Raw genomic sequence first — 21,439 nt, 5'->3', positions numbered from 1 at the left:
GCTTTACGTACATTTCCCCACCCCCTTTTAGAGGGTTCTATTCTCTTTATGACTTTCTCAACAGCCTGAAGGACCACCGCATGGAGGTCCTTCGTTTTACTTAATCACTACTCCACCACTACGTTCCATCCTTGCGAATCCGCCAGCTTTCCGCTTTGGATGCCGGTAATCGTGTCATACAGCCTGCGTGCGATCTCGCCCGTTTCGCCTCCGTTGATGGTCATCGTATGCTCTTCCCAGTGCAGCTGTCCGACAGGGGAGATAACGGCGGCCGTACCCGTCCCGAACGCTTCCTCCAGCTTGCCTTCCTCGGACGCGCGGCGAATTTCCTCGATCGAAATTTTTCTTTCCGTAACCGGATAGCCCCAGCTCTTCAACAGGCCGATGACGGAATCCCGGGTAACCCCGGCCAAAATGCTTCCGTTCAGCTCGGGGGTGACGATTTCCCCGCCGATCTTGAAGAAAATGTTCATGCTCCCGACTTCTTCGATGTAGGCATGCTCTTTGCCGTCCAGCCACAGCACTTGGGAGAAGCCGTCGTGCTTCGCTTCTTCCTGTGCCTTGATGCTCGAGGCGTAGTTGCCGGCCGTCTTGGCGAAGCCGGTTCCGCCGCGAACGGCGCGGACGTACTTGTTCTCCACGTTGATTTTGACGGGATGAATGCCTTCCTTGTAATACGCTCCTACCGGCGACATAATGATCGCGAACAAATACTGCTTGGCCGCACGGACGCCCAGACAAGGCTCGGTCGCGATAATAAACGGCCGGATGTACAGGGATGTGCCTTCGAGGGAAGGAACCCAATCGCGATCGATGGCGATGAGCGCTTTCACATATTCGACAAAAGCGGCTTCGTCCATTTCGGGTATGCTGAGACGCTCGTTCGACACGTTCAGCCGTTCCGCGTTTTTGTTCGGACGGAACAGCAAAATCCGGTTATCGCTCGTCCGGAATGCTTTCAAGCCTTCGAAGACGGCTTGGCCGTAATGGAGAATCATCGAGGCGGGATCGAGCGTCAGCGGACCGTACGGGACGATGCGCGGATCGTGCCAGCCCAGCTCTTCCGAGTAATCGAGCAAAAACATATGGTCGGTGAACAGCTTGCCGAATTCCAGCTGGCTGGCGTCGGGCTTCGGTTTGAGTGAGGCGCTTTTCTCGATACGGATTTCGTTCATCTTTGTTCCACTCCCTGTCGGTTTCGATAAGCTTATTTAATCATTATAGTCCTATTCCGATCATTGAACAATCCAATCGTTTCTATTATTATCATTGGTAATACCAATTATTGGCGAGGAGGACATGGGCATGGAGCTTAGGCATTTGCAATATTTCATGACGATGTGCCAAGAGCTTCATTTTACGAGAGCCTCGGAGAAGCTGGGCATCTCCCAGCCTACGCTCAGTCAGCAAATCCGCGCGTTGGAGCTGGAAACGGACACTCTGCTGTTCGATCGGGTCGGCAAAAAGGTCGTCGTGACCGAGGCCGGAAAAATCTTATACCGCCATTGCGTCCGGATGTTCGACGAGCTCGGGCAGGCGCAGACCGCGATCCGGGAATTGAAGGGCTTAAGGAGAGGGGAAATCCGCATCGGCAGCTCGGGCAATCATATGCTGATCAACTCCATTATTTCGTTTCACCAGTCGTATCCGGGCATCCAAATCAATGTGGCGGAATTAAGCACCGAGGAAACGAGACAAGGGCTGCTGGACAACCGGCTTGATTTGGGCGTCGTATTTTTGCCCGTCGAGGGCGAGCAGCTGGAGAGCATTCCTCTGTATACGGAAAAGCTGTCGTTGGCCGTGCCATACCATCATCCGTTGGCCGCCAGCGACGAGGTTGAGCTTGCAAAGTTGAAGCACGCGCCGATGGCGCTGCTGCCGCGCAAATTTCTGGTGCGGCAAATGGTCGATATCGCGACCAAATCGAAAGGGTTCCGGTTCGATCCCGTCGTGGAGATGACTACGCTCGATTCGCTGCTGGAGCTCGTCAACCGCAATATCGCCTTGACGATCTTGCCGGATACGTTCTTGTCCGGGGTCGATCCGAAGCGGACTCGCATCATAACGATTGTCGATCCTACGCCTCAAAGGGTGGTCGGCATCGTGTATCGGAACGATATGTTTATTTCATCGGCGACGAAGGTGTTTATCGACTATTTGAAGCAAACGTTCTGATGCCCGAGAAGATGCGGTTACGCTACGCGCAATATTCCCGCTGGTGGATAAGTTTGTGTACCGTTACGACAGAAGGCGCCGCCCGAGACCCGTGCCCACCCCAAATAGGAATTGTCAAATATTCACGGAAGCGGCTACAACTATATCATAGGCGCCTCCATGTTCGACGTCGGACCTGGAGATTTGATCGTCGGTTATATATGAGCCGGTCTTTTATGCGCCTGTGGCGGGGGGCACGACCGGCCGGGCATGCGCGGCAAGCGGATCGCCCGGTACGTGGAAGCCGCTCGGAACGATCGGATCGTGAAGTGCGTTTCGGTCTGGGCCGGGAATAAGGTTGGAAGCTTGCGGATGATGCGATCCGCGGGCTTTTTTTCTATGTCGGCACATTCGCGTACAAAAGTGCATGTATCCATGAACGGTGAAGACTGGCAGCCTTTGCCGGTGACCGCGGAACCGTGAATATCGAATAGCGGAACCGGAGTATGTTATTGGCCCCGAGTCGTTCTGTCGGCTGCAAGATAACGGAAAACGATTCCGCTATTCCGCTGTTGTACGTTCAATTTTATCCCGAAAGATCGAGTTAACGGAAGTCTGTTCCTTTATCCTCAAAAGTGAAACGGATTTTGAGGCAATAACGGAATCCAGTTCCTCTATTTACGACCATATGCGTCAGCCCTGCATCAAGAGTGCATACGGCTTATGCTGTCATAGTTTTTGTGGCTTCGAGTCTGTGGGAGGTTCGCCTTGTTTGACGCGATTGTTGAATGGTGCTAATAAATGTGGAATCGTTAATATCGTTTTGAAAGCCTTTCCAATATAATCATGGTGAACGAAACGCAATGCAGGTGAGAAGGGGGAACGGGATGAGGAAACGACAAGGAAAAAGGGCGGGTTTGATATTTGTTTCGATGGTGCTCATTATGGGGGCGCTTGGCTGCAGCGGCAAATCCGGGACGGGAGCGGACAATGCGGGGGAGACGGGAAAGACGGCCGACAAAACGTTCGACTTCCAGCAATCCGCGACATTGACCATGTTTAACGGAACCGTATCGCCGGATTACTACAAAGACTACGTCGAGCCGCATATCAAGAAGAAGTTTCCGAATGTCAAAATCGAGCATATCAATCCGGGAGACCCCGGAAACGGGTTGGACAGTCTGATAGCGGCCCAGAAAATTCCCGACATTTATTTGACCGCAACAAACGGCGTTCCCGCATTGCTGGAAAGGGGCTTGTTGGCGGACATAGACCCGATCGCCAAAACGAACAAAATCGATCTGACCGTCTTCGAGGACCCGATGCTTCAATCGATCCGCGGAATATCCGCAAAGGGCGAATTGTTCGGGCTTCCTTGGACCTACGGCTCGACGGCTTTGTTTTACAACAAAGACATATTCGACCGTTACGGAATCGCCTATCCGAAAAGCGGCATGACATGGGACAGCCCGGAATTGCGGGATTTGGTCGTCAAATTGAACAGACCGCAGGACGGCATTCGCGGCATCATGTTTAATCTCGGCAATATGTTGGGGCAAAATCAGCTGTCGCTCCCGTTAGTCGATCCGAAAACGGACAAAGCGCTCGTTCAGGCGGAAGGCTTTAAACGGATTCTCGATACGTTTGCTTCGCTTTACAAGCTGGGAGGAGAGGTCGATCCGGCCGATTTCGACGCCTCGGGCCAAAAAGCGTTTATTACGAAACGCAATGTTGCGATATGGGCCGGAAATGCCGTTTACCCGATGCTCATCGACCTCGAGAAGAAGGGGCAGGGTTTCAATTGGGATATCGTTTCGCTGCCCACGTTCAAGGAAGCCCCCGGCATAGGAACTCAATATTTTGGCGCGGTTTGGGCGGTTTCCGCTGCTAACGGCAAGCAGGAGCTGGCTACCCATATTATTTCGTTGCTCACTTCTGCGGAAGTGCAAATAGAAGGCGGGGGGCTGATCCGCTTCCCAACGCTAAAAGATCCTACGGTAAAAGATTCTCTCGGCAAGGGCGACAGCTTCCTGCAATCGAAAAATATGAAATCGCTGCAAATCAACAAAATCCCGGCGGCGACGACGCCGACCAAATACGATAGCGCGGCTTCGGGCGTGCTGGTGTCCAAAGCGGTCGAAGTGATCCGCGGCCAGAAGGACAGCAATACGGCATTGCGGGAAGCGGCCGAGGAGATCGAGAAGAAGATCGCCGAGATCAGAGGCGCCAAATAACGTATCCTTTCCCATAGCCCCTCGACCTGCCTCGTTCCGGATGCGGTTAAGGGGTTTCCCTTTTTTCGGTTGCCGAAGCCGATGTCCGCGGACCAACTGTTGAATGATCCAAAAAACAGTAGTTTTCTTTATCGTGAAGCGGCGGGATTGGCTCTATACTTGTTTTGATTCGACGACGATATGAAAGGGATGGCGTTATGAAAAAGGCGACAAAAGTGATCGATTGCGATGTCCATCATTCCTTCAAGGACCATAGCCAGTTCATGTCTTACTTGAACGGGCATTGGAAGGGCGTTATCCCCGGGGGCGGAGCGGGAGTTTACGCTTCGCCGATCGGCGTACATCGCAAGGATGCCTATGCCGACGAGGGAGAGAGCGCGGCGGCCGATCCGCAGCTTTTGACCGAATTTTTGATCGAGCCGTACAAGATGGAATACGCCATATTGACGGGCGGTTCCTACGACATTTCGGTCCACCCGCACGCCGATTACGCTTGTGCCGTAGCGGCTGCCTACAACGATCATTTGATCAACGAATGGCTGCCCCACAATCCGAAGTTCAAAGGCTCGATGACCGTTGCCGTCCAGGACCCGCAGCAGGCTGAACGCGAGATCGACCGGATCGGCCCGCATCCCGACATCGTACAGCTTGTATTGGCCAGCGCGGCTCGCATCCCGTACGGGCATCGCTACTACCATCCGATCTACGAAGCGGCGGAGCGGCACGGCCTGCCTGTCGCCATCCATCCGGGCAGCGAAGGCAGCGGCATTTCCAATGCGCCTACCGCGGCGGGCTTTGTGAGCAACTATATGCAATGGCATACTTCGCTTTCGCAAAATTTCATGGCTCATCTGGTCAGTCTCGTCTGCGAAGGCGTATTCGAGAAGTTCCCGAGCTTGAAGTTCGTCCTTGTCGAGGGCGGGGTCGCGTGGCTGCCCCATTTGCTGTGGCGGATGGACAAAAATTACAAGGCTCTGCGGGCGACGACCCCTTGGCTGAAAAAAATGCCCAGCCGGTATATTCGCGAGCATTGCTTTCTGACGACGCAGCCGATCGAAGAGCCGGAAAATCCGAAGCATTTGCAGCAAATATTCGAAATGATGGACGCCGAGAACATTTTGCTGTTCTCCAGCGATTTTCCGCATTGGGATTTCGACGACCCGTTTATGATCATGAGAGGCATAGACGAAGAAACGAAGGACAAGATCATGTACCGGAATGCGAAGCAGCTCTACAACTTGAGCTGACCCCACGGGTGTTAGTTGATTCAAAATCGGAAGAGAGCCGTCTATTTGGCTCTCTTTTCCGTTATATGGCTGGAGGGGGGGTATCCCATCATCTTTTTGTATACCCGGTTGAAGTACGACTGATCGCAAAACCCCAGCATGTCGGCAATTTGCCCGATCGTCAGGTGCGTATTGACGAGCAATTCCCGCGCCGCGGTAATGCGAACCTGATGCAAGTAACCGATCGGCGTTTGCCCCGTCACTTCCCGGAATATTTTCGTGACATAGTTCGGGGTGCGGTCTACGAGCTCCGCCAGCGTCTCGATGCGGATCGTCTCCCGGTAATGCGACAAAATATATTGCTGAATTTCGCTTGCCAAGGACAGCTTCTTCGCCGGCAAATGGGCGTTTTCCAGCTCGCGTCCGGCGATACCGAGCATTTCCAGCAAAATGCCCTGGCAAATCGTCTCATAGTGCGGCAGCTTGCCGAGCCATTGCTGGATCAGGAGCGAGAAGCGCTGCTTCACATAATCGTAATTGCGGCTATGGACCAGCCGATGCAGGCGGTTGTCCAGCAGCGGAATCGACGTTTCCGCGACGGTGCGCTGGAAGAGCACGGCATATTTTTGATGGCCGTGAATACCGTCTGCAGCCGCGTAACGCAAGCTCCCGGCGGGAAAATACAACAGGTCGCCCTTGACGAGCGGAAGACGATTCCCGTCGATGACGTATGTCAAGCAACCGCTCTCGACGAACAGGAACACGTCGTACTCCATGACCGACTCTGGCTTATGCCAGTCCGAGCCAACCTCCTCCGTAAATACGGATACCAATTCGAACAAGCGCATCCACCTCCCCTTTAAGTAGTTATAGATTGGACGGTCGTCTCCTTCCGCGGTTGTTGAATCGTCCAAATAATCGTTGATTTCTTTATCGTGGAGTGCTTGCTCTTTTTCTATACTTAGCAAGAAACCAATACAGCTGGAAAGGATGGGGTGGAGAGATGAGAACACCGACCAGGATTATCGATTGCAACGTTCACCACGCATTCCGCAGTCCGGCGGATTTGCTGCCGTACGTGGAGGAGCCATGGAAAACGCAGGTGAAGCAATTCGGCTTCCGCTCCCCGCGCACATACGGACCGCCGGGAAAATCGCACGTCGCTTCCGCCTATGTGCCCGAAGGCGCAGACGCCGCCGCCGATCCGGATCGATTGAGCGGGGCATTTCTGGACGCCTACGATATCGAGTATGCGATTTTGACCGGGAGCATGTATGCGATCTCGGTTCACGCCGACCCCGACTATTCGGCTGCCCTGGCATCGGCGTACAATGATCATCTCGTCGGGCAATGGCTGCCGAAAAGTCCGCGATACAAAGGAGCTATGACGGTCGCCATGCAGGATCCGCAGCAGGCTGCAAGGGAAATCGACAGGATAGGAGGTCATCCGGACATCGTACAGATCGGCGTAAGCAGCGGCGCGCCGGTTCCTTACGGACAGCGGTGCTACTACCCGATATATGAGGCCGCCGAGCGTCGCGGACTGCCTATCGCGATCCACCCCGGCACGGAAGGGGGAGGCATTGCCAATCCGCCCACCGCAGCCGGTTACGTAAGCGATTATTTCCAGTTCCATACCGCGCTTCCCCATAGTCTGATAGCGCATATGATCAGCCTGATCGGCGAAGGCGTCTTCGAACGATTTCCGTCTCTGAAATTCGTAATCGCCGGTGCCGGAATCGCCTGGCTTCCCCATTTGATGTGGCGGATGGACCGGAACTACAAGGCGCTTCGATCTACGGTACCTTTGCTGAAAAAAATGCCGAGCCAATACATTCGCGATCATTTCTACATTACGACGCAGCCGATTGACGAGTCGGATCATCCGGACTCTATGCGCCAACTGTTCGACATGACCGATGCGGAACGCATGATTGTATTCGCAAGCGGCTACCCGGATTGGGATTTCGACGATCCTTCGGCGATATTGCCGGGATTGTCGGATGATGCGAGACTCCGCATTTTTTATGCCAATGCCAAAGAGCTGTACGGATTGTAACGGAAGGAGAAGAGCACCATGGCTATATTTGACGCTGGAGACGCCGCGGATATTCCCGAAGGCTCCTTCAAAATCGTGGATGTCACGGGAAGATCGATCGGCGTGTACAATATTAAGGGCGAATATTACGCCATTCATAATTACTGCCCGCATCAGGGCGCGAAGCTGTGCAAAGGTCCGATATGCGGGACGACGCTGGCGTCCGGCGTGTACGAATATATTTACGGCAAAGACCGGGAAATCGTCCGCTGTCCTTGGCACGGCTGGGAATTCGACATCAAGACGGGCAGGTCGCTTTTCGACGGGAAAGTGAGAACGCGCAGTTACCCCGTCCGGGTGGATGACGGACGAATCGGCATCGTTATCGGGGAGGCTGAAGAGCGCAAGGCGGAGTAACGGTTCGGCTTCGCTTTATCGGTTTCCGACGGCCCGCCATCCTTTGCGGTTGCGGGCTGTTTGCCCTTTGCCGACCGGCTTCTATATGAAAATGAAAGACGCTTTTCTCTCAACCTTGTTGTTGTATATGGAGGCGGCAGCGATTAAGATTAAGATAAAGAAGGAACGAAGCGCGGCATCAGGCACAGTAGCCACCAAGTGGACGCGCTTATATATGACCGGGATTCGAGAGTCGCGGGCATTCTCCACTAATACGGCAAGGAACAGAAGGAGCGGAACTGATGGACAAGTACAAAGAGCTTTTGGAACAGGCGGGCCGGATCGGACCGGAGCTCGTCGGGCTGCGCAGGGAGCTTCACCGCCATCCGGAGCTTAGCTTTCAAGAATCACGTACGGCCGCACTTGTGGCCGAGCAACTGCAACGGCTCGGAATGAAAGTCCGCACGGGTGTCGGCGGACACGGCGTCGTGGCCGACCTGCAGGGCGAGCACAGCGGTCCCGCCGTAGCCTTGCGCGCGGATATGGACGCGCTGCCGATACTGGAGGAGACTGGGCTTGAATTCGCCTCCGAAACTCCCGGCGTCATGCATGCTTGCGGCCACGACATTCATACGACGGTTCTGCTTGGCGCGGCGAAGATTATCGCGGCGAAGAGAGCCGAGCTTCGGGGGACGATCCGGTTTATTTTCCAGTCGGCGGAGGAAATATTGGCCGGAGCCAAGGCGATGATCGAGCAGGGCGTCATGGACGGCGTCGATGAGATATACGGCCTCCATAACTTGCCGTCGCTTCCGGCCGGGACGATCGGTCTGAAGACCGGAGTTTTGATGGGCTCCATCGACCGTCTGGAAATACGCGTGGACGGCAAAGGCGGGCATGGCGGTTATCCGGAAACGTGCTTCGACCCGATCATCGCCTCCTCCGCGGTCGTCATGGCACTCCAGTCGGCCGTCAGCCGGGAAGCGCCGCCGACGAAAGGAGTCGTAGTCTCGATCGGCACGATACACGCCGGGACCGCGAACAATATTATTCCCGACTTTGTAGAGCTGACCGGAACGGTGCGCAATCTCGATGCGTCGTGGAGGGCGACGATGCCCGCCACGATTGCCAGAATCGTGGAGGACACAAGCAGAGCATACCGTTGTTCCGGCAAAGTCGACTATATCGAGCAAGTGCCGCCGGTGCTGAACGACGAGACGCTGACGGGCTTTGTCGCCGAAGTGTCGGACGGTATGCTGGGGCGCGATAATCGGTCGGAGCCGGTTCCGATGACGTACGGGGAAGACTTCGCGGAATATTTGCGGTTCGCCAGAGGCTGCTTTTTCTGGCTGGGCTCAGGGCCGCAGGAGGATGCCGAGCGGGCGGCCGGTCTGCACAGTCCGCGCTTCAATCCGGACGAGAGCTGCATCCCCGTAGGCGCGGCGCTGCTGGCCGGCATCGCTTTGCAGCGGCTGACGGCGGTATCGGAATGAAATAATAAGAGCCGCTTGCACCTCTTGGTTGACGCCAAATTGAAAATGTATCCCGAATAAGAGGTTCTCGTACCTTTTATTCGGGAGCATTTGTTTGTTGCGTCTCGATTACGGGGCCAATAACGGTCTCAAACCGCTCTTACTGGACACTGCGTTGGAAGAGCAGGTTGGCGGACTTTCGCATTCGTTCAGGGTACGTTTGGAATCGCGCGATTTCTCACCGCTGCTTTCAAATCTTCACTGCTCACAGTCTTCTTCGCTCCCGCCCTTGTAGAAACAGATGTAGATATTTCCACTTCGATGTGGTATCTTTTATATATCGCATCATTTTGTAATCGATTACACTCGGAGCTGCTTGCTGCAGCCTCCAGCTTTACTGCCATTACCTTATCCGCAAAGGAAGACAGGTCAGCCATGAGCTCGATCAAAGAGGTTGCCAAGCAAGCCAACGTATCCGTCGCGACGGTATCCAGAGTGCTGAACAACGATCCGGTCGTCAAGCCCGCCACGAAGAACAAGGTGCTGCGGGTCATTAAAGAAATGAATTACAAGCCGAATATGCTGGCCAAAAATTTAAGGAAGCAGGCGAGCCGGACGATCGTGATGGTGCTGCCGTCCATGTCGAACCCTTATTTCTCGGAAATCGCCAGAGGGGCTCAGGCTGCGGCATACGACAACGCTTATAATATCATTATCGGTACGATCGAGTCGAAGCGATGGATATTGGATACGTACATCAATATGCTCAAGACGAATTTGGCGGAAGGCATCGTCTTCGTATCGTCCAGCGTCAACAAGGAATTGCTCGAGGAGCTGATGGACGAGTACAAGATCGTGCTGTGCACGGAATATTACCCGGGGATCAACGCTACCTGCGTCGCGATCGACAACAAAAGAGCCGGCTACGAGGCGACCAAGGAGCTGATTCGCCGCGGCTGCTCCCATATCGCCTATATAACCGGGAACAGGGAGTCCAGCTCGGTTACGGCCCGGATCGAAGGATACAAAGAGGCGTTGAAGGAAGCGGGCATTCCGTACCGGCCGGATAGGATCGCCGGCGCGAAAAATAGGTTCGATCATGTCAAGGAAGCGGTCAACGGCATAATCGGCCAAGGATTGCCGATTGACGGAATCATCACTCATTCGGACCTCCAGGCATCATACATCTTGAAAGGGATCAAGGAAAAGTCGATTGCCCTTCCCGAACGGGTCGGCATGATCAGCTTTGACGGAACGTTCCTGGCCGAGATTACGAATCCGACCATTACGACGATCGTTCAGCCTTTGTACGATCTGGGCTACACCTCGGTCCACAAGCTCATATTGAAGCTGGTCAACGAATCCGCAGAGGCAGGGGAAGAGGAAGGCCTCGTCCTACTGCCCCACCATATGGTTATAAGAGAAACATGACGATGCATGTAAAAGTCGTTTGTTTCTATGACTAAAATGTAATCGATTACAAATGACTCTCGCGACAATTCAAGACGACGGTTCTGATAAGCGGTCGGAAGGAGCACGCAAAAATGAATATGATTTCCAATCCGAAAGTGCAAGGCTTCGTGCCCGTTTGGGCTCCGTTCAAAGGCTTCTCCCTATTATTCGATAATCCGGGAGACAGCTGCTCGCGGTTAAGCGATTTCCCGAGGCTTGCAAAGATGGATTGCCGTTACGATCGGCCGGAGCTGTCTTTTTACCGGACACTGTGGGACGTCGGCAGCGGCGCGAGCGAATTGGTATGCTCGTACTTGTTTTGTCCGCTGCCCTTGCATTCGTATCATGTGACGGTATGGGACGGCATTAACGATTTCAATGTGCGCAGGCTGCCTGAAGGGGAACGGGCCGAAGCGGAGAGATGGCTGCAAGGGCTGCCGGGCTCGTTCGATCCGGAGCATGGGCTCCTTGCCGGACGCGGCGGCGAACCGATCGGCATTCGCATGGACCCGATCGAATTCGAATTCGATCGCTTGGAGAAATGGAACAATGCTTCGATCGTGGCGAGGCTGAAGCCGGCCGACAGCCGTTCGGAAGACGTCCTGAGAGGGATCGAGGAAGAGAGAGAGAAGCTGAATCAATTATTCGAAGAGAGATTCGGTATCGCAACCGCATCGAAGTCGTATCGTCCTCACGTATCGATCGGATATTTGGGCAATAAGGAGCTAGGGGAGAAGGCAGAGGAAGCCGTTCGGCGGCTGAATGAGCGAATGGAGCCGGGCATGAGCGGATTGAGGCTGCGCTTTGCCGGCATCAGTATGTACGGAATGTCCGATATGGAGACGTTTTTCAAATGGGCTTGACGGGCGGACGCCGGAAATTCATCATTTCTTTACGAAAACCGGCATCCGATTTTACAATACGCTGCTATTGTGGTGTTGATCGGGAAATCGCGTGCAGCTTACTATGTAATCGATTACGGAAACAGCCCGCGAAGTTTCCGCTTCCCGAACCGTCACGTATGAATTAAGCTAAGGGGGTGAGCAAAGCCGGAGATCGTACGTGCAAGATGGATTCATACAGCAACCGCTAAGCGTTTCCCGAAATGTAATCGATTACGAAAAAGCGTATTTCCGAAGGGAGTCCTCGTACATGTTTAATTGGAGAAATGTAAAAACAACGGCCGGCAGCACGCTGCGATATGCAATCCCGGTTGCAGCGATAGCCGCGCTGGCAGCTTGCTCGCAATCCGCCGATCCGAAGACAGCGGTCAAGAAAGAAGAACACGCCCCCGTTACGCTCAAAATCGGCGTCAAAAAAAGCGGCTATTTGACGGATGAAGAGTTCAAGCGATTTTTTGCCGATCCGGTCGTCAAAAAATATCCTTGGATTACGACTGAACGAATCGACTACGACGACAAGCTGATCCCCGAGATGATCGCTTCGAACGGAGTTCCCGACATCATCGTCACGAATAACGTCAACGGGATTCCCGCGATCAGCGACGCGAAGCTGTTGACGTCCATGACGGAAGGGCTGAAGAAGCACTCCGTCGATTTGACTCGCTTCGAGCCCCAGTCGCTGGAAGCGATCAAAGCCGCCGCGCAGAGAGACGATCTGGTCGCGATTCCGTACACGAGAAGCTTCAGCGCGTTGTACTACAACAAAGACATTTTCGACAAATTCGCGGTCCCTTATCCGAAGGACGGCATGACGTGGCAGGAGGCGACGGAGCTGGCGAAGCGGCTTACGAGGCTGGACGGCACGACCCAATATCGCGGGCTGGAGCCGAACGTACCGGAGCGGATGGCCATGCAGCTGTCCTTGCCTTTCGTTGATACGAACACGAACAAATCTGTCATCAATAACGAGCTGTGGAAAAAAGTGCTTGTGCAGGCGGCCGATATATACAAAATTCCGGGCAATGAAAAGCATGCCTGGAAAACGTCGGGCATCAACGCGTTCACGAAAGACCGGACGCTCGCCATGCTCGCGGACGTCAACATCATTACCACCGCGCGATTGGGCGAGCTGACCGACCTGAAATGGGACTTCGCGGCATATCCGGTGTTCCCCGAAGCGCCCGGGAAAGGAATGGGGCCCGATCTGCACATCATGGTACCGACGAGCGCGAGCAAATATCCGGATGCGGTGTACAACGTTATCCAGACGGTGATCTCCGACGAGGTTCAGCTCGATATGGCGAAGCAGGGCCGCAACAGCATCATGAAAGACGACAAATACAAGACGGCGTTCGGCCAGGATTTGCCGTTCCTGAAAGGCAAAAACATCGCGGCCGTATTCAAGACGACAACCGCCGATCCGTATAAGCCGTCGCTGTACGATACGGGCGCGATGACCGTCATCCAAGCGGAGCTTCGCAATATGTTCCAGAAAAACAAGGACGTCAATTCGGCGCTGAGGGATGCGGAAGAGAAGATCAACAGCGATATTAAGGCGAAAGGCCAATAATTGCCGCGAGGTGGAGAAAGATGTCGTCCAATCGGGATAACCCCGCTTCGAAGTCGAAGCTCAGCAGAAGGAAGCTGCTGCAAACGTTTGGCGCCGTGGGCGCCGCCATGGCCGTCGGCTCCGTCGGAGCGGCAATGGCTCAAGGCAAGCCTTTTACGGAGAAGGATAAAGAGGAGGGCGGAGGTCATTCCGTGACGGAAAGCGTTTACTCCGGCAATCCGCATCCGGGCAAGCACGATCCGGCGCACGTTTACGATGTCAGGCGATTGGGGGCGAACGGAGACGGTGCAACGGACGATACGGCGGCTTTCGAGCAGGCGCTGCTCAAGGTGAAAGAGGGCGGCGGCGGAGTCGTCTATGTACCTCCCGGAACGTATGTCATCACACGGGTGCTCCGTCTTCACAAAAATACGTATATCCGGATGGAAGACGGGGCCGTGCTGAAGAAAATGGGCAATCCCGATTCCAACCTGAAGCTGTTCGTGAACGGCGACATGGGCGACGACTACTATGCCAACGGCTACGAAGGCGATGGCAACATTTCCGTCATAGGCGGGACGATCGATCTGTGCGGCGAATCGAATCCGCCAACCAACCCGGCGCGCAATTTCCAGGCGTTCGGCATCGCCCATGCCGACGGCGTTCATATCGAGAGAGTCCATTTCATCAACGGCCATAACGGTCATATCATCGAATTCAATTCCAGCCGCAACGTCAAGCTGCTTCACTGCACGTTCAAGGACCAAGTCGTCGCGTCGTCCGGCCAGTACGAGATGGTACAGATCGATTTCGCCACGGCCGAGGCGTTTCCGACTTTCGGAGCGTTTGACGATACCCCTTGCCAAGACGTGCTGATCGAAGGCTGCTCATTCGTTAACGGGCATAGAGGGGTCGGCACCCACGGCTCCAAATACGACAGCGCGGGCAGCCAAATATTTCACGACAATATCCGGATCGTCAACAATTTGTTCCGAAACATAGCCGATATCGCGATCAAGCCGGAAAGCTACCGGAACGCCGTTGTCACGGGGAATACGATCGAGAATGCGGGCAGTGCCGGTATTGCCGCATATTCTTGCCGGAATACGATCATTTCGGGCAACACGGTTCGCCAAACAAGCCTGCACGGCATCACCATTTCCCGCAAAACGGCGGCCGGCGTTTTCGACGAGCCCTCCGTCAACGTGACCGTGTCCGACAACGTCGTCACGAATGTGGCCAACTCTCCCATCCGCGTAATCGGAGGATCGGGTATCGTCATCGACGGGAATTACAGTTCGGCAGCCAATCGCGAAGGGGCATATATAACGAATACAAACGATATCGTGCTGAGAAATAACGTATTCCGGGGCGTCTGTCAGGCGCAGAACAACCAATACTACGGAATTCGCGCCGATGGCTGCGCGAACGTCGATATTTCCGGCAATTCGATCAGCAATGCCGGCTATGCGAACAATTACAAATACGCCGTCTATATTCCGGCAGGCAGCACCGACGTCAGAATAAGCGGCAACTCGGCGGTTCCCGGCGCGTCCGGTACGATCCGCAGCGATGCGGCCGATACGGTGGTCGTTGCGGACAACGGCGAGCGGTTTTTGACCGCCAATCTGAACGCGACGAGCGGGACGATCGCTCTGAGTGACGATATAACGAAGTATAGAAGCTTGATCGTGGCGACCGGCTCCGTCTCCGGGGGAGATCTGCGCCACGAAACCGCAAGGGGCTGGTATACGTCCGGCTTCCGACCCGGGACGGACTATTTGAATGTGGCCACGTCCAACGGCAAGCTCATTGCGTCGATCGACACGAACAATCAGATTACCCTTGTAAGCGCAAGCGACCCGCTCAGGTATATAATCGGATTTCTTTAGCAGGATTCGGCTACTCTTTGTCGTTGCGGATATATTCCCTCCCTGATGTCGGAATAGCAGGGAGGGTTCGTTCATGGACGGTGGGAATATTTAGGTTGCATGACCGGCCTTCTGCCTGTACATTAGGAAGAGACGATCATTGGAGAGGGGATAGGATCGAATGCAAAGCATCGAATTGGATCGTGCCTTGTTTCAAGGAGCGGTCTCTCTGGAGCAGGTTGGCGGCGGAATCAAGCCATGGCGAATTCCGTACAAGGAGTACGCTTTGTTTCCGCCGAACGGGATTAACAATACGGCGCATCTCTCGGCCGGGGTGCGCATCGGATTTGCAAGCGATACGACATCGGTAACGGTCGAGATCGAACCGGTGGAGGTTGTGGTCCAGCTTGATCTCGTTATTGGAAAAGAGCTTGTCAAAACGCAAATCGTGGAGGCGGGCGAATCCGTCGTTACGTTTGACGGCTTGCCGGGCAGCGAGAAGCTAATCGAGATCTATTTGCCGCAAAAAGCGCCGACCGTCGTGAAAGCGCTTCGCATCGATGAAAGAGCTGGATGGCATATACCGGAAGATTCGAGGCCGAAATGGATTACATACGGCAGCTCGATCACGCAATGCAACGCCGCATTCAGCCCGGCTCGGACTTGGCCGGCGATCGTGGCGCGCCGGTTCGGCCTGCATTTGACGTGTCTCGGCTATTCCGGCAATTGCCATATCGAGCCGATGGTAGCCCGTCTGATCCGCGATTTGGAGGCGGACGTCATCTCGCTTTGCCTGGGCATTAACGTCTATGGAGGCAATACGCTGAATAAGCGGACGTTCCAATCGGCCGTAATCGGATTTGTGCAAATCATCCGAGAGAAGCATCCGGACACGCCGATCGTGCTGATGTCGCCGATCTGGTCGCCGCCGCGCGAGGACGTGAAAAATACGGCAGGGTTTACCCTGATCGAGATGCGGGCGGAGATCGAGGAAGCGATAGCGAGTATGGCCGCCCTCGGAGACAAGCATCTGCATTACGTCAAAGGATTGACTATTTTTGACGAGCAGTCGGCCGAGCATTTGCCGGATAACCTCCATCCGAACGGTCAAGGCTACGCGATCATGGGTCAAAATTTCGGCGATAAAGCGATGCAGCCGCTTGTGGAAAGCTACGGGTTGATCCGCGGACAAGCCGTGACCAACGGGTAACGGGTAAGCAAGTTTAAGAAAGCAAAGTCGCCGAGGGAGCGCATTGTCCTTCGGCGTCTTATTTGCTTTTATTGAGCATTTTCGGTACGGGCGCGAATCGTTTTAATCATTTTTTCGACTTACGAACGATTGACAGACGAAATCCGCCCGTGATAACGTATCCTATGTAAGCATCATTTGTGAGCCCGGGAAGGAGCAGCCGTCATGAATAACGATAAATTCCGCCGCAATGCCGGTCGGCATGAAGCTATACGGAATTTCATCCTACGTGACAGGGTATCCTTGACGGACGGGAGAACGGCACGGACGCGTTAAATTCGGCGTTCCGAACATCCTCGGTATTCAAGGCGCAAGTCACGTCAGCTCGTGGCGTGCGCCTTCTTGATACGGCATGCACATCGCTCGCGGGCGGTGTGTTTTTTGTTGTTGGAGAAGTTTAGGTGTGTAGTCGTCGGACGCCAAAGGTTTGCATCCCCCGGGGATGAGGAGAGGAGTTAGAGAGAATGCTTTCCGTACTGCATAAGCTGGGCTGGTTTTTCAAGCAAGAATGGAAGAGATATACGGTCGCGGTCGTCCTGATCGTCATCTCCGGCATATTGGAGATCATTCCTCCGATGCTGGTCGGACGCTCGATCGATGCCATCAACATCGGAGGACTCGACTGGGAAACGATCCGGCTCACCCTGGTGCAGCTGCTTTCCATTACGGCCTGCGCCTATTTGATCAATTTCGTGTGGCATTACAAGCTGTTCGGAGGGGCGTTCGTGGTCGAGCGGCTGATGCGCTCGCGGTTGATGCGGCATTTTCTGAAAATGACGCCGACTTTCTACGAGCGGAACCGGACCGGCGACCTGATGGCGCTCGCGACGAACGATTTGCAGGCGGTAGCGCAAACGGCGGGCTTCGGCATATTGACATTCATCGATTCTACGCTGTGGATGATGACCCTGCTTGCGACGATGTGCGTGTTCGTCTCATGGAAGCTTACGCTGGCGGCGATTTTGCCGCTGCCGTTGATGGCGATTTTGGTCAGCATTTACGGCAAATGGATTCATAAACGGTTTATGGACGCGCAGGACGCCTTCGGCTCGATGAACGACGGCGTGCTGGAGACGATATCCGGCATCCGGGTCATCCGCGCCTATGTCCAGGAACGAGCGGCGGAGAGCCGCTTCGCCGCCGTGACGAAGGACGTGCTGGATAAAAACCTGGCGGTCGTGCGGATCGATGCCCTATTCGAGCCGACGATGAAAATATTGACGGGAGCGAGCTACCTGATCGGTCTCGGCTACGGCGCCTATCTCGTGTATCACAACGAATTGACGATCGGCGGTCTCGTCTCGTTCAACGTATACTTGGGGATGCTGATCTGGCCGATGTTCGCCATCGGCGAGCTGATCAATATTATGCAGCGCGGCAACGCGTCGCTGGACCGCGTCCATACTTCGCTCGGCTGGAAGCCGGACGTGGCGGAGCCGGAGCGCGAAGAGACGGTCCCGGTGGAAGAGCGTCCCGGGACAATCGAATTCCGCAACGTAACGTTCCGCTATCCGTCGTCCGCGGTGGACAATTTGCGCGAAGTTTCGTTCAAGCTGGAGCCCGGCCGGACGCTCGGCATCGCGGGACGAACCGGCAGCGGGAAGACGACGTTGATCAAGCAGCTGCTGCGGGAATATCCGCCGGGCGAAGGCACGGTGTCCGTCTCCGGCGCTCCGGTCGAACGCATCGACATGGACCGGTTGAAATCGTGGTACGGCTATGTGCCGCAGGAGCATTTCCTGTTCTCCAGATCGGTCAGGGCGAACATATTGTTCGGCAGCCGCAGCGGCGATGCGACAGAAGCCGAGCTGCAGGGCGCGATCGCCAACTCGGCGTTGGCGGGGGACATGGCGTTTTTGCCGAAAGGTCTCGAGACGACGGTCGGAGAGAAAGGCGTTTCGCTGTCCGGGGGACAAAAGCAGCGGGTGTCGATCGCGCGGGCGCTGATCGCCGATCCGCAGATCCTGATGCTGGACGACGCTTTGTCCGCGGTCGATGCCCGTACCGAAGCGGAAATCGTCGGGAACATCCGCACCGCGCGCGCCGGAAAGACGACCTTGATCGCCACGCACCGTCTGTCGGCCATTCAAGAGGCGGACTATATTGTCGTCATGGACGAAGGAAGAATCGCCGAGCAGGGCACGCATGAGCAGCTGATGCAGCTGGGCGGCTGGTATAAAGAGCAGTTCGAGAAGCAGCAGGTGGAAGCGAAACGATCGGAAGGCGGTGAGAAATAAGTGAACGATGAAACGGAACATTACGATCTGGAGCTCGACCGGTCTACGGGGAACCAGCTTCAGACGTTGAAACGATTGGTGAAGTACGCGCTGCATTATAAAACGCAACTGCTGCTCGCGCTGCTCATGCTCGCCGTCGCCGTCGGCACGGAGCTGGCGGGGCCGCTTGTGGCGAAACGGTTGATCGACGTCCACATTACCGGCATCGAGAAGCCGTGGCACCGGACGGAGGCGGACGGCCCCTATGCGGTCGGTTACGACGGAGCCACATTCAAGCGAACGGATCATTTCGGGGAAGGCGAGCCGCGCGGAGCGGAAGCGAGAGTGCTGCAGGCGGACCGGAATTATTATTTCATTGCCGGACCGGTTGCCTTCGACGGCGCGAGAAGCGTGACGCCTGACGGAAAGCTGCACATCAAGAGAGGCTCGGAGGAACGACTGTACGACGCGCGCAAGCTTGCTTCGGCGGAGCTGTACGCGTTCTTCCGGCCGGAGCTCGGCGGGCTGATCCGGCTATGCTGGTATTACTTCGGGCTGCTCGTCGTATCGGCGGCGTTCTCGTACGGCCAGCGTTATGTTTTGCAAGCCGCCTCGAACCGGATTATCCGCGATATGCGCTCCGACGTATTCGGGCAAATGAACCGGCTGCAGATTCGCTATTTCGATAATTTGCCGGCTGGCAAAGTCGTCTCGCGCATTACGAACGATACGGAGACGATTCGCGAGCTGTACGTGACGGTACTGGCCAACTTTTTCACCGGGACGATTTATATGGCGGGCATTTTTACCGCTCTGTTCGTTCTCGATGCCAGACTGGCGTCCATCTGCCTGTTTATCCTTCCCGTGCTGGCGGTATGGATCTACGTGTACGGGAGAAAAGCGAAGCGTTACAACCGGACGATCCGTTCCGCCGTGGGCGAAATTAACGGCGTAATCAACGAGTCGATTCAGGGGATGCAGGTCGTGAAGGCATTTCGCGGCGAGCGAAAGATGGAGGCGGAGTTCGAGGCGATCAACGCGAGGCTGTTCGCGTTCCGCAACAAGCTGCTCGGTCTGAACTCGTGGACCGGCTACAATTTGGTCGGCGTCATCCGGAATATCGCCCTTGTAGCGCTCATCTGGTATTTCGGCGGCGAGGCGGTGAGCAGTCCGGAGTCGGTCGTGACGCTCGGGGTGCTGTACGCCTTCGTCGATTATTTGAACCGTCTGTTCAATCCGATCGTCAATATCGTCAATCAGCTGCCGAATCTGGAAACGGCGCTCGTATCGGCGGAGCGGGTGTTCGTTCTGCTGGACGAGGAGGGCGAGGACGTATCGGACCGGAGCATGAAGCGCTTCGAGGGCAATGTGAAGTTCGACGACGTTTCGTTTGCCTACAAGGAAGACGACTACGTGCTCAAAGGCATCTCGTTCGAAGCGAAGCAAGGCCAGACCGTCGCGCTGATCGGTCATACCGGTTCGGGGAAAAGCTCGATTCTCAACTTGCTGTTCCGGTTTTACGACGCGACCCGGGGCAAGATCACGATTGACGGCGTCGATATCCGGGAAATGCCGAGACAAACGATGCGCGAGCATATGGGCATCGTGCTGCAGGACCCGTTCCTGTTCACCGGAACGATCGCCTCCAACGTTTCCCTCGATGACCCGGGAATAACCCGGGAGCGGGTGGAGCAGGCGCTTGCCGATGTTGGAGCGGAGCGGCTGCTCAAGCATTTGCCGAAGGGCATCGACGAGCCGGTAATCGAGAAGGGGAGCACGCTGTCCGCGGGACAGAGGCAGCTCATCTCATTCGCGCGGGCGCTCGCGTTCGACCCGGCCATCCTTATTTTGGACGAAGCGACATCCAACATCGACACCGAGACGGAGGCGCTTATCCAGAATGCGCTGGAGGTCGTGAAGCAAGGCCGGACGACGTTCATCATCGCTCACCGGCTGTCCACGATCAAGAACGCCGATCTGATTCTCGTGCTCGACCGCGGCCGAATCGTCGAGCGGGGCAGTCACGATACGCTTATGCGGCGGCAAGGGAAATATTATCAAATGGTTCAAATTCAACAAGGGGAGCTTGCGCCCATCGTCACAGGCTGACGGGGAGCGCGAGCTCTCTTTTTTTTCTACGACAGCATAATTCGCGTACAGAAGTGCATGCATCGGATGATCGGTGAAGGCTTGCCGCCTTACCGGCGCTCGGGAGACCCGAATCCATGGAATAGCGGAACTGGCGTATCTTATTGACCCCATTCCCAGTGTCGATACCAACATTACGGAAATCCGCTCCGCTATTCTGCTGTTCACTACCCATTTTCACCCTGATAGATCGAAATAACGGAAGCCTGTGCCGTTATATTCAGGGGTGGAGCGAAATTCGGGACAATAACGGAATCCAGTTCCTTTATATACGGCAATGTGTTGCTCATGCCTCATCAAAAGGGCATCCAGGTTGTATGCGGATTAAGCTGCCGTAGTTTTTTTTCATCGCTATTCCACGGTGTCCGAAACGGATGCATGCGATGTCTGAATCGGCGTTGATAACAAGAGCCATTCGCTCTATCCTATCAGTAGAAGTGTCCGATTAAAGGAGGTGTCCATCCGTTGCGAGGGGGCGGGAGTAAGGGATGAACAAAACGAAAGTCGGATGCAGGCGATAAACGAAACCATT

Annotated in this window: 15 protein-coding genes; 13 read left to right on the top strand and 2 right to left on the bottom strand. The window is 55.2% G+C overall.

The features are described 5' to 3' along the window. Positions 1-107: 107 nt before the first annotated feature. Positions 108-1,175, bottom strand: a complete 1,068-nt coding sequence (locus FE784_RS04230; RefSeq protein ID WP_139600883.1) for a branched-chain amino acid aminotransferase — start codon at positions 1,173-1,175, stop codon at positions 108-110. 130 nt (positions 1,176-1,305) lie between these two features. On the opposite strand from FE784_RS04230, the gene FE784_RS04225 reads away from it, so the two are divergent. The 3 genes from FE784_RS04225 to FE784_RS04215 all read left to right on the top strand — a co-directional run bounded on the left by FE784_RS04225 (position 1,306) and on the right by FE784_RS04215 (position 5,635). Beyond that, positions 1,306-2,175: a LysR family transcriptional regulator gene (locus tag FE784_RS04225; protein ID WP_139600882.1), complete on the top strand. Its 870-nt coding sequence runs from the start codon at positions 1,306-1,308 to the stop codon at positions 2,173-2,175. Between the two features lie 866 nt (positions 2,176-3,041). Next, positions 3,042-4,388 (top strand): ABC transporter substrate-binding protein, encoded by a 1,347-nt coding sequence (locus FE784_RS04220; protein ID WP_176705967.1) that lies wholly within the window; start codon positions 3,042-3,044, stop codon positions 4,386-4,388. 197 nt (positions 4,389-4,585) lie between these two features. Next, on the top strand, positions 4,586-5,635 hold the full coding sequence (locus tag FE784_RS04215; protein ID WP_139600880.1) for an amidohydrolase family protein: 1,050 nt from the start codon (positions 4,586-4,588) through the stop codon (positions 5,633-5,635). Between the two features lie 41 nt (positions 5,636-5,676). On the opposite strand, the gene FE784_RS04210 is transcribed toward FE784_RS04215, so the two are convergent. Further along, positions 5,677-6,456 carry an AraC family transcriptional regulator gene (locus FE784_RS04210; RefSeq protein ID WP_176705966.1) on the bottom strand — a complete coding sequence of 260 codons (780 nt, stop codon included), beginning with the start codon at positions 6,454-6,456 and terminating at the stop codon, positions 5,677-5,679. 161 nt (positions 6,457-6,617) lie between these two features. Here FE784_RS04210 and FE784_RS04205 point away from each other — a divergent pair, with 161 nt between their 5' ends. From FE784_RS04205 to FE784_RS04160, 10 genes are all read left to right on the top strand, one after another. Further along, positions 6,618-7,673 carry an amidohydrolase family protein gene (locus FE784_RS04205; protein WP_139600878.1) on the top strand — a complete coding sequence of 352 codons (1,056 nt, stop codon included), beginning with the start codon at positions 6,618-6,620 and terminating at the stop codon, positions 7,671-7,673. An 18-nt stretch (positions 7,674-7,691) separates the two neighbouring features. Next, positions 7,692-8,069, top strand: a complete 378-nt coding sequence (locus FE784_RS04200; protein ID WP_139600877.1) for a Rieske (2Fe-2S) protein — start codon at positions 7,692-7,694, stop codon at positions 8,067-8,069. A gap of 281 nt (positions 8,070-8,350) precedes the next feature. Next, the gene (locus FE784_RS04195; RefSeq protein ID WP_139600876.1) at positions 8,351-9,541 is read left to right on the top strand and encodes a M20 metallopeptidase family protein; all 1,191 of its coding nucleotides are present in this window, start codon (positions 8,351-8,353) and stop codon (positions 9,539-9,541) included. A gap of 414 nt (positions 9,542-9,955) precedes the next feature. Further along, on the top strand, positions 9,956-10,951 hold the full coding sequence (locus tag FE784_RS04190) for a LacI family DNA-binding transcriptional regulator (RefSeq protein WP_176705965.1): 996 nt from the start codon (positions 9,956-9,958) through the stop codon (positions 10,949-10,951). Positions 10,952-11,064: 113 nt separating this feature from the next. Continuing rightward, positions 11,065-11,835, top strand: coding sequence for a hypothetical protein (locus tag FE784_RS04185; RefSeq protein ID WP_139600874.1), 771 nt, complete (start codon positions 11,065-11,067; stop codon positions 11,833-11,835). A gap of 289 nt (positions 11,836-12,124) precedes the next feature. Further along, entirely contained in the window at positions 12,125-13,444 is a 1,320-nt protein-coding gene (locus FE784_RS04180) for a type 2 periplasmic-binding domain-containing protein (RefSeq protein WP_139600873.1), read from the top strand. A gap of 20 nt (positions 13,445-13,464) precedes the next feature. Continuing rightward, entirely contained in the window at positions 13,465-15,315 is a 1,851-nt protein-coding gene (locus FE784_RS04175) for a right-handed parallel beta-helix repeat-containing protein (protein WP_139600872.1), read from the top strand. A 160-nt stretch (positions 15,316-15,475) separates the two neighbouring features. Beyond that, the gene (locus FE784_RS04170; protein WP_139600871.1) at positions 15,476-16,504 is read left to right on the top strand and encodes an SGNH/GDSL hydrolase family protein; all 1,029 of its coding nucleotides are present in this window, start codon (positions 15,476-15,478) and stop codon (positions 16,502-16,504) included. Positions 16,505-17,007: 503 nt separating this feature from the next. Next, the gene (locus tag FE784_RS04165) at positions 17,008-18,780 is read left to right on the top strand and encodes an ABC transporter ATP-binding protein (protein ID WP_139600870.1); all 1,773 of its coding nucleotides are present in this window, start codon (positions 17,008-17,010) and stop codon (positions 18,778-18,780) included. Continuing rightward, positions 18,781-20,868: an ABC transporter ATP-binding protein gene (locus FE784_RS04160; RefSeq protein ID WP_246131893.1), complete on the top strand. Its 2,088-nt coding sequence runs from the start codon at positions 18,781-18,783 to the stop codon at positions 20,866-20,868. It begins immediately after the preceding gene. Positions 20,869-21,439 lie beyond the last annotated feature (571 nt).

It is taken from the genome of Paenibacillus hemerocallicola (genome assembly GCF_006265175.1).
GTDB classification, from domain to species: Bacteria; Bacillota; Bacilli; order Paenibacillales; family NBRC-103111; genus Paenibacillus_AB; species Paenibacillus_AB hemerocallicola.
This window is presented reverse-complemented; position numbering and strand designations above follow the sequence as displayed.

Bases quoted from the DNA above. Each gene is read 5' to 3' on its own strand.
- FE784_RS04230 (WP_139600883.1), bottom strand. From the start codon at position 1,175: ATGAACGAAATCCGTATCGAGAAAAGCGCCTCACTCAAACCGAAGCCC.
- FE784_RS04225 (WP_139600882.1), top strand. From the start codon at position 1,306: ATGGAGCTTAGGCATTTGCAATATTTCATGACGATGTGCCAAGAGCTT.
- FE784_RS04220 (WP_176705967.1), top strand. From the start codon at position 3,042: ATGAGGAAACGACAAGGAAAAAGGGCGGGTTTGATATTTGTTTCGATG.
- FE784_RS04215 (WP_139600880.1), top strand. From the start codon at position 4,586: ATGAAAAAGGCGACAAAAGTGATCGATTGCGATGTCCATCATTCCTTC.
- FE784_RS04205 (WP_139600878.1), top strand. From the start codon at position 6,618: ATGAGAACACCGACCAGGATTATCGATTGCAACGTTCACCACGCATTC.
- FE784_RS04200 (WP_139600877.1), top strand. From the start codon at position 7,692: ATGGCTATATTTGACGCTGGAGACGCCGCGGATATTCCCGAAGGCTCC.
- FE784_RS04195 (WP_139600876.1), top strand. From the start codon at position 8,351: ATGGACAAGTACAAAGAGCTTTTGGAACAGGCGGGCCGGATCGGACCG.
- FE784_RS04190 (WP_176705965.1), top strand. From the start codon at position 9,956: ATGAGCTCGATCAAAGAGGTTGCCAAGCAAGCCAACGTATCCGTCGCG.
- FE784_RS04185 (WP_139600874.1), top strand. From the start codon at position 11,065: ATGAATATGATTTCCAATCCGAAAGTGCAAGGCTTCGTGCCCGTTTGG.
- FE784_RS04180 (WP_139600873.1), top strand. From the start codon at position 12,125: ATGTTTAATTGGAGAAATGTAAAAACAACGGCCGGCAGCACGCTGCGA.
- FE784_RS04175 (WP_139600872.1), top strand. From the start codon at position 13,465: ATGTCGTCCAATCGGGATAACCCCGCTTCGAAGTCGAAGCTCAGCAGA.
- FE784_RS04170 (WP_139600871.1), top strand. From the start codon at position 15,476: ATGCAAAGCATCGAATTGGATCGTGCCTTGTTTCAAGGAGCGGTCTCT.
- FE784_RS04165 (WP_139600870.1), top strand. From the start codon at position 17,008: ATGCTTTCCGTACTGCATAAGCTGGGCTGGTTTTTCAAGCAAGAATGG.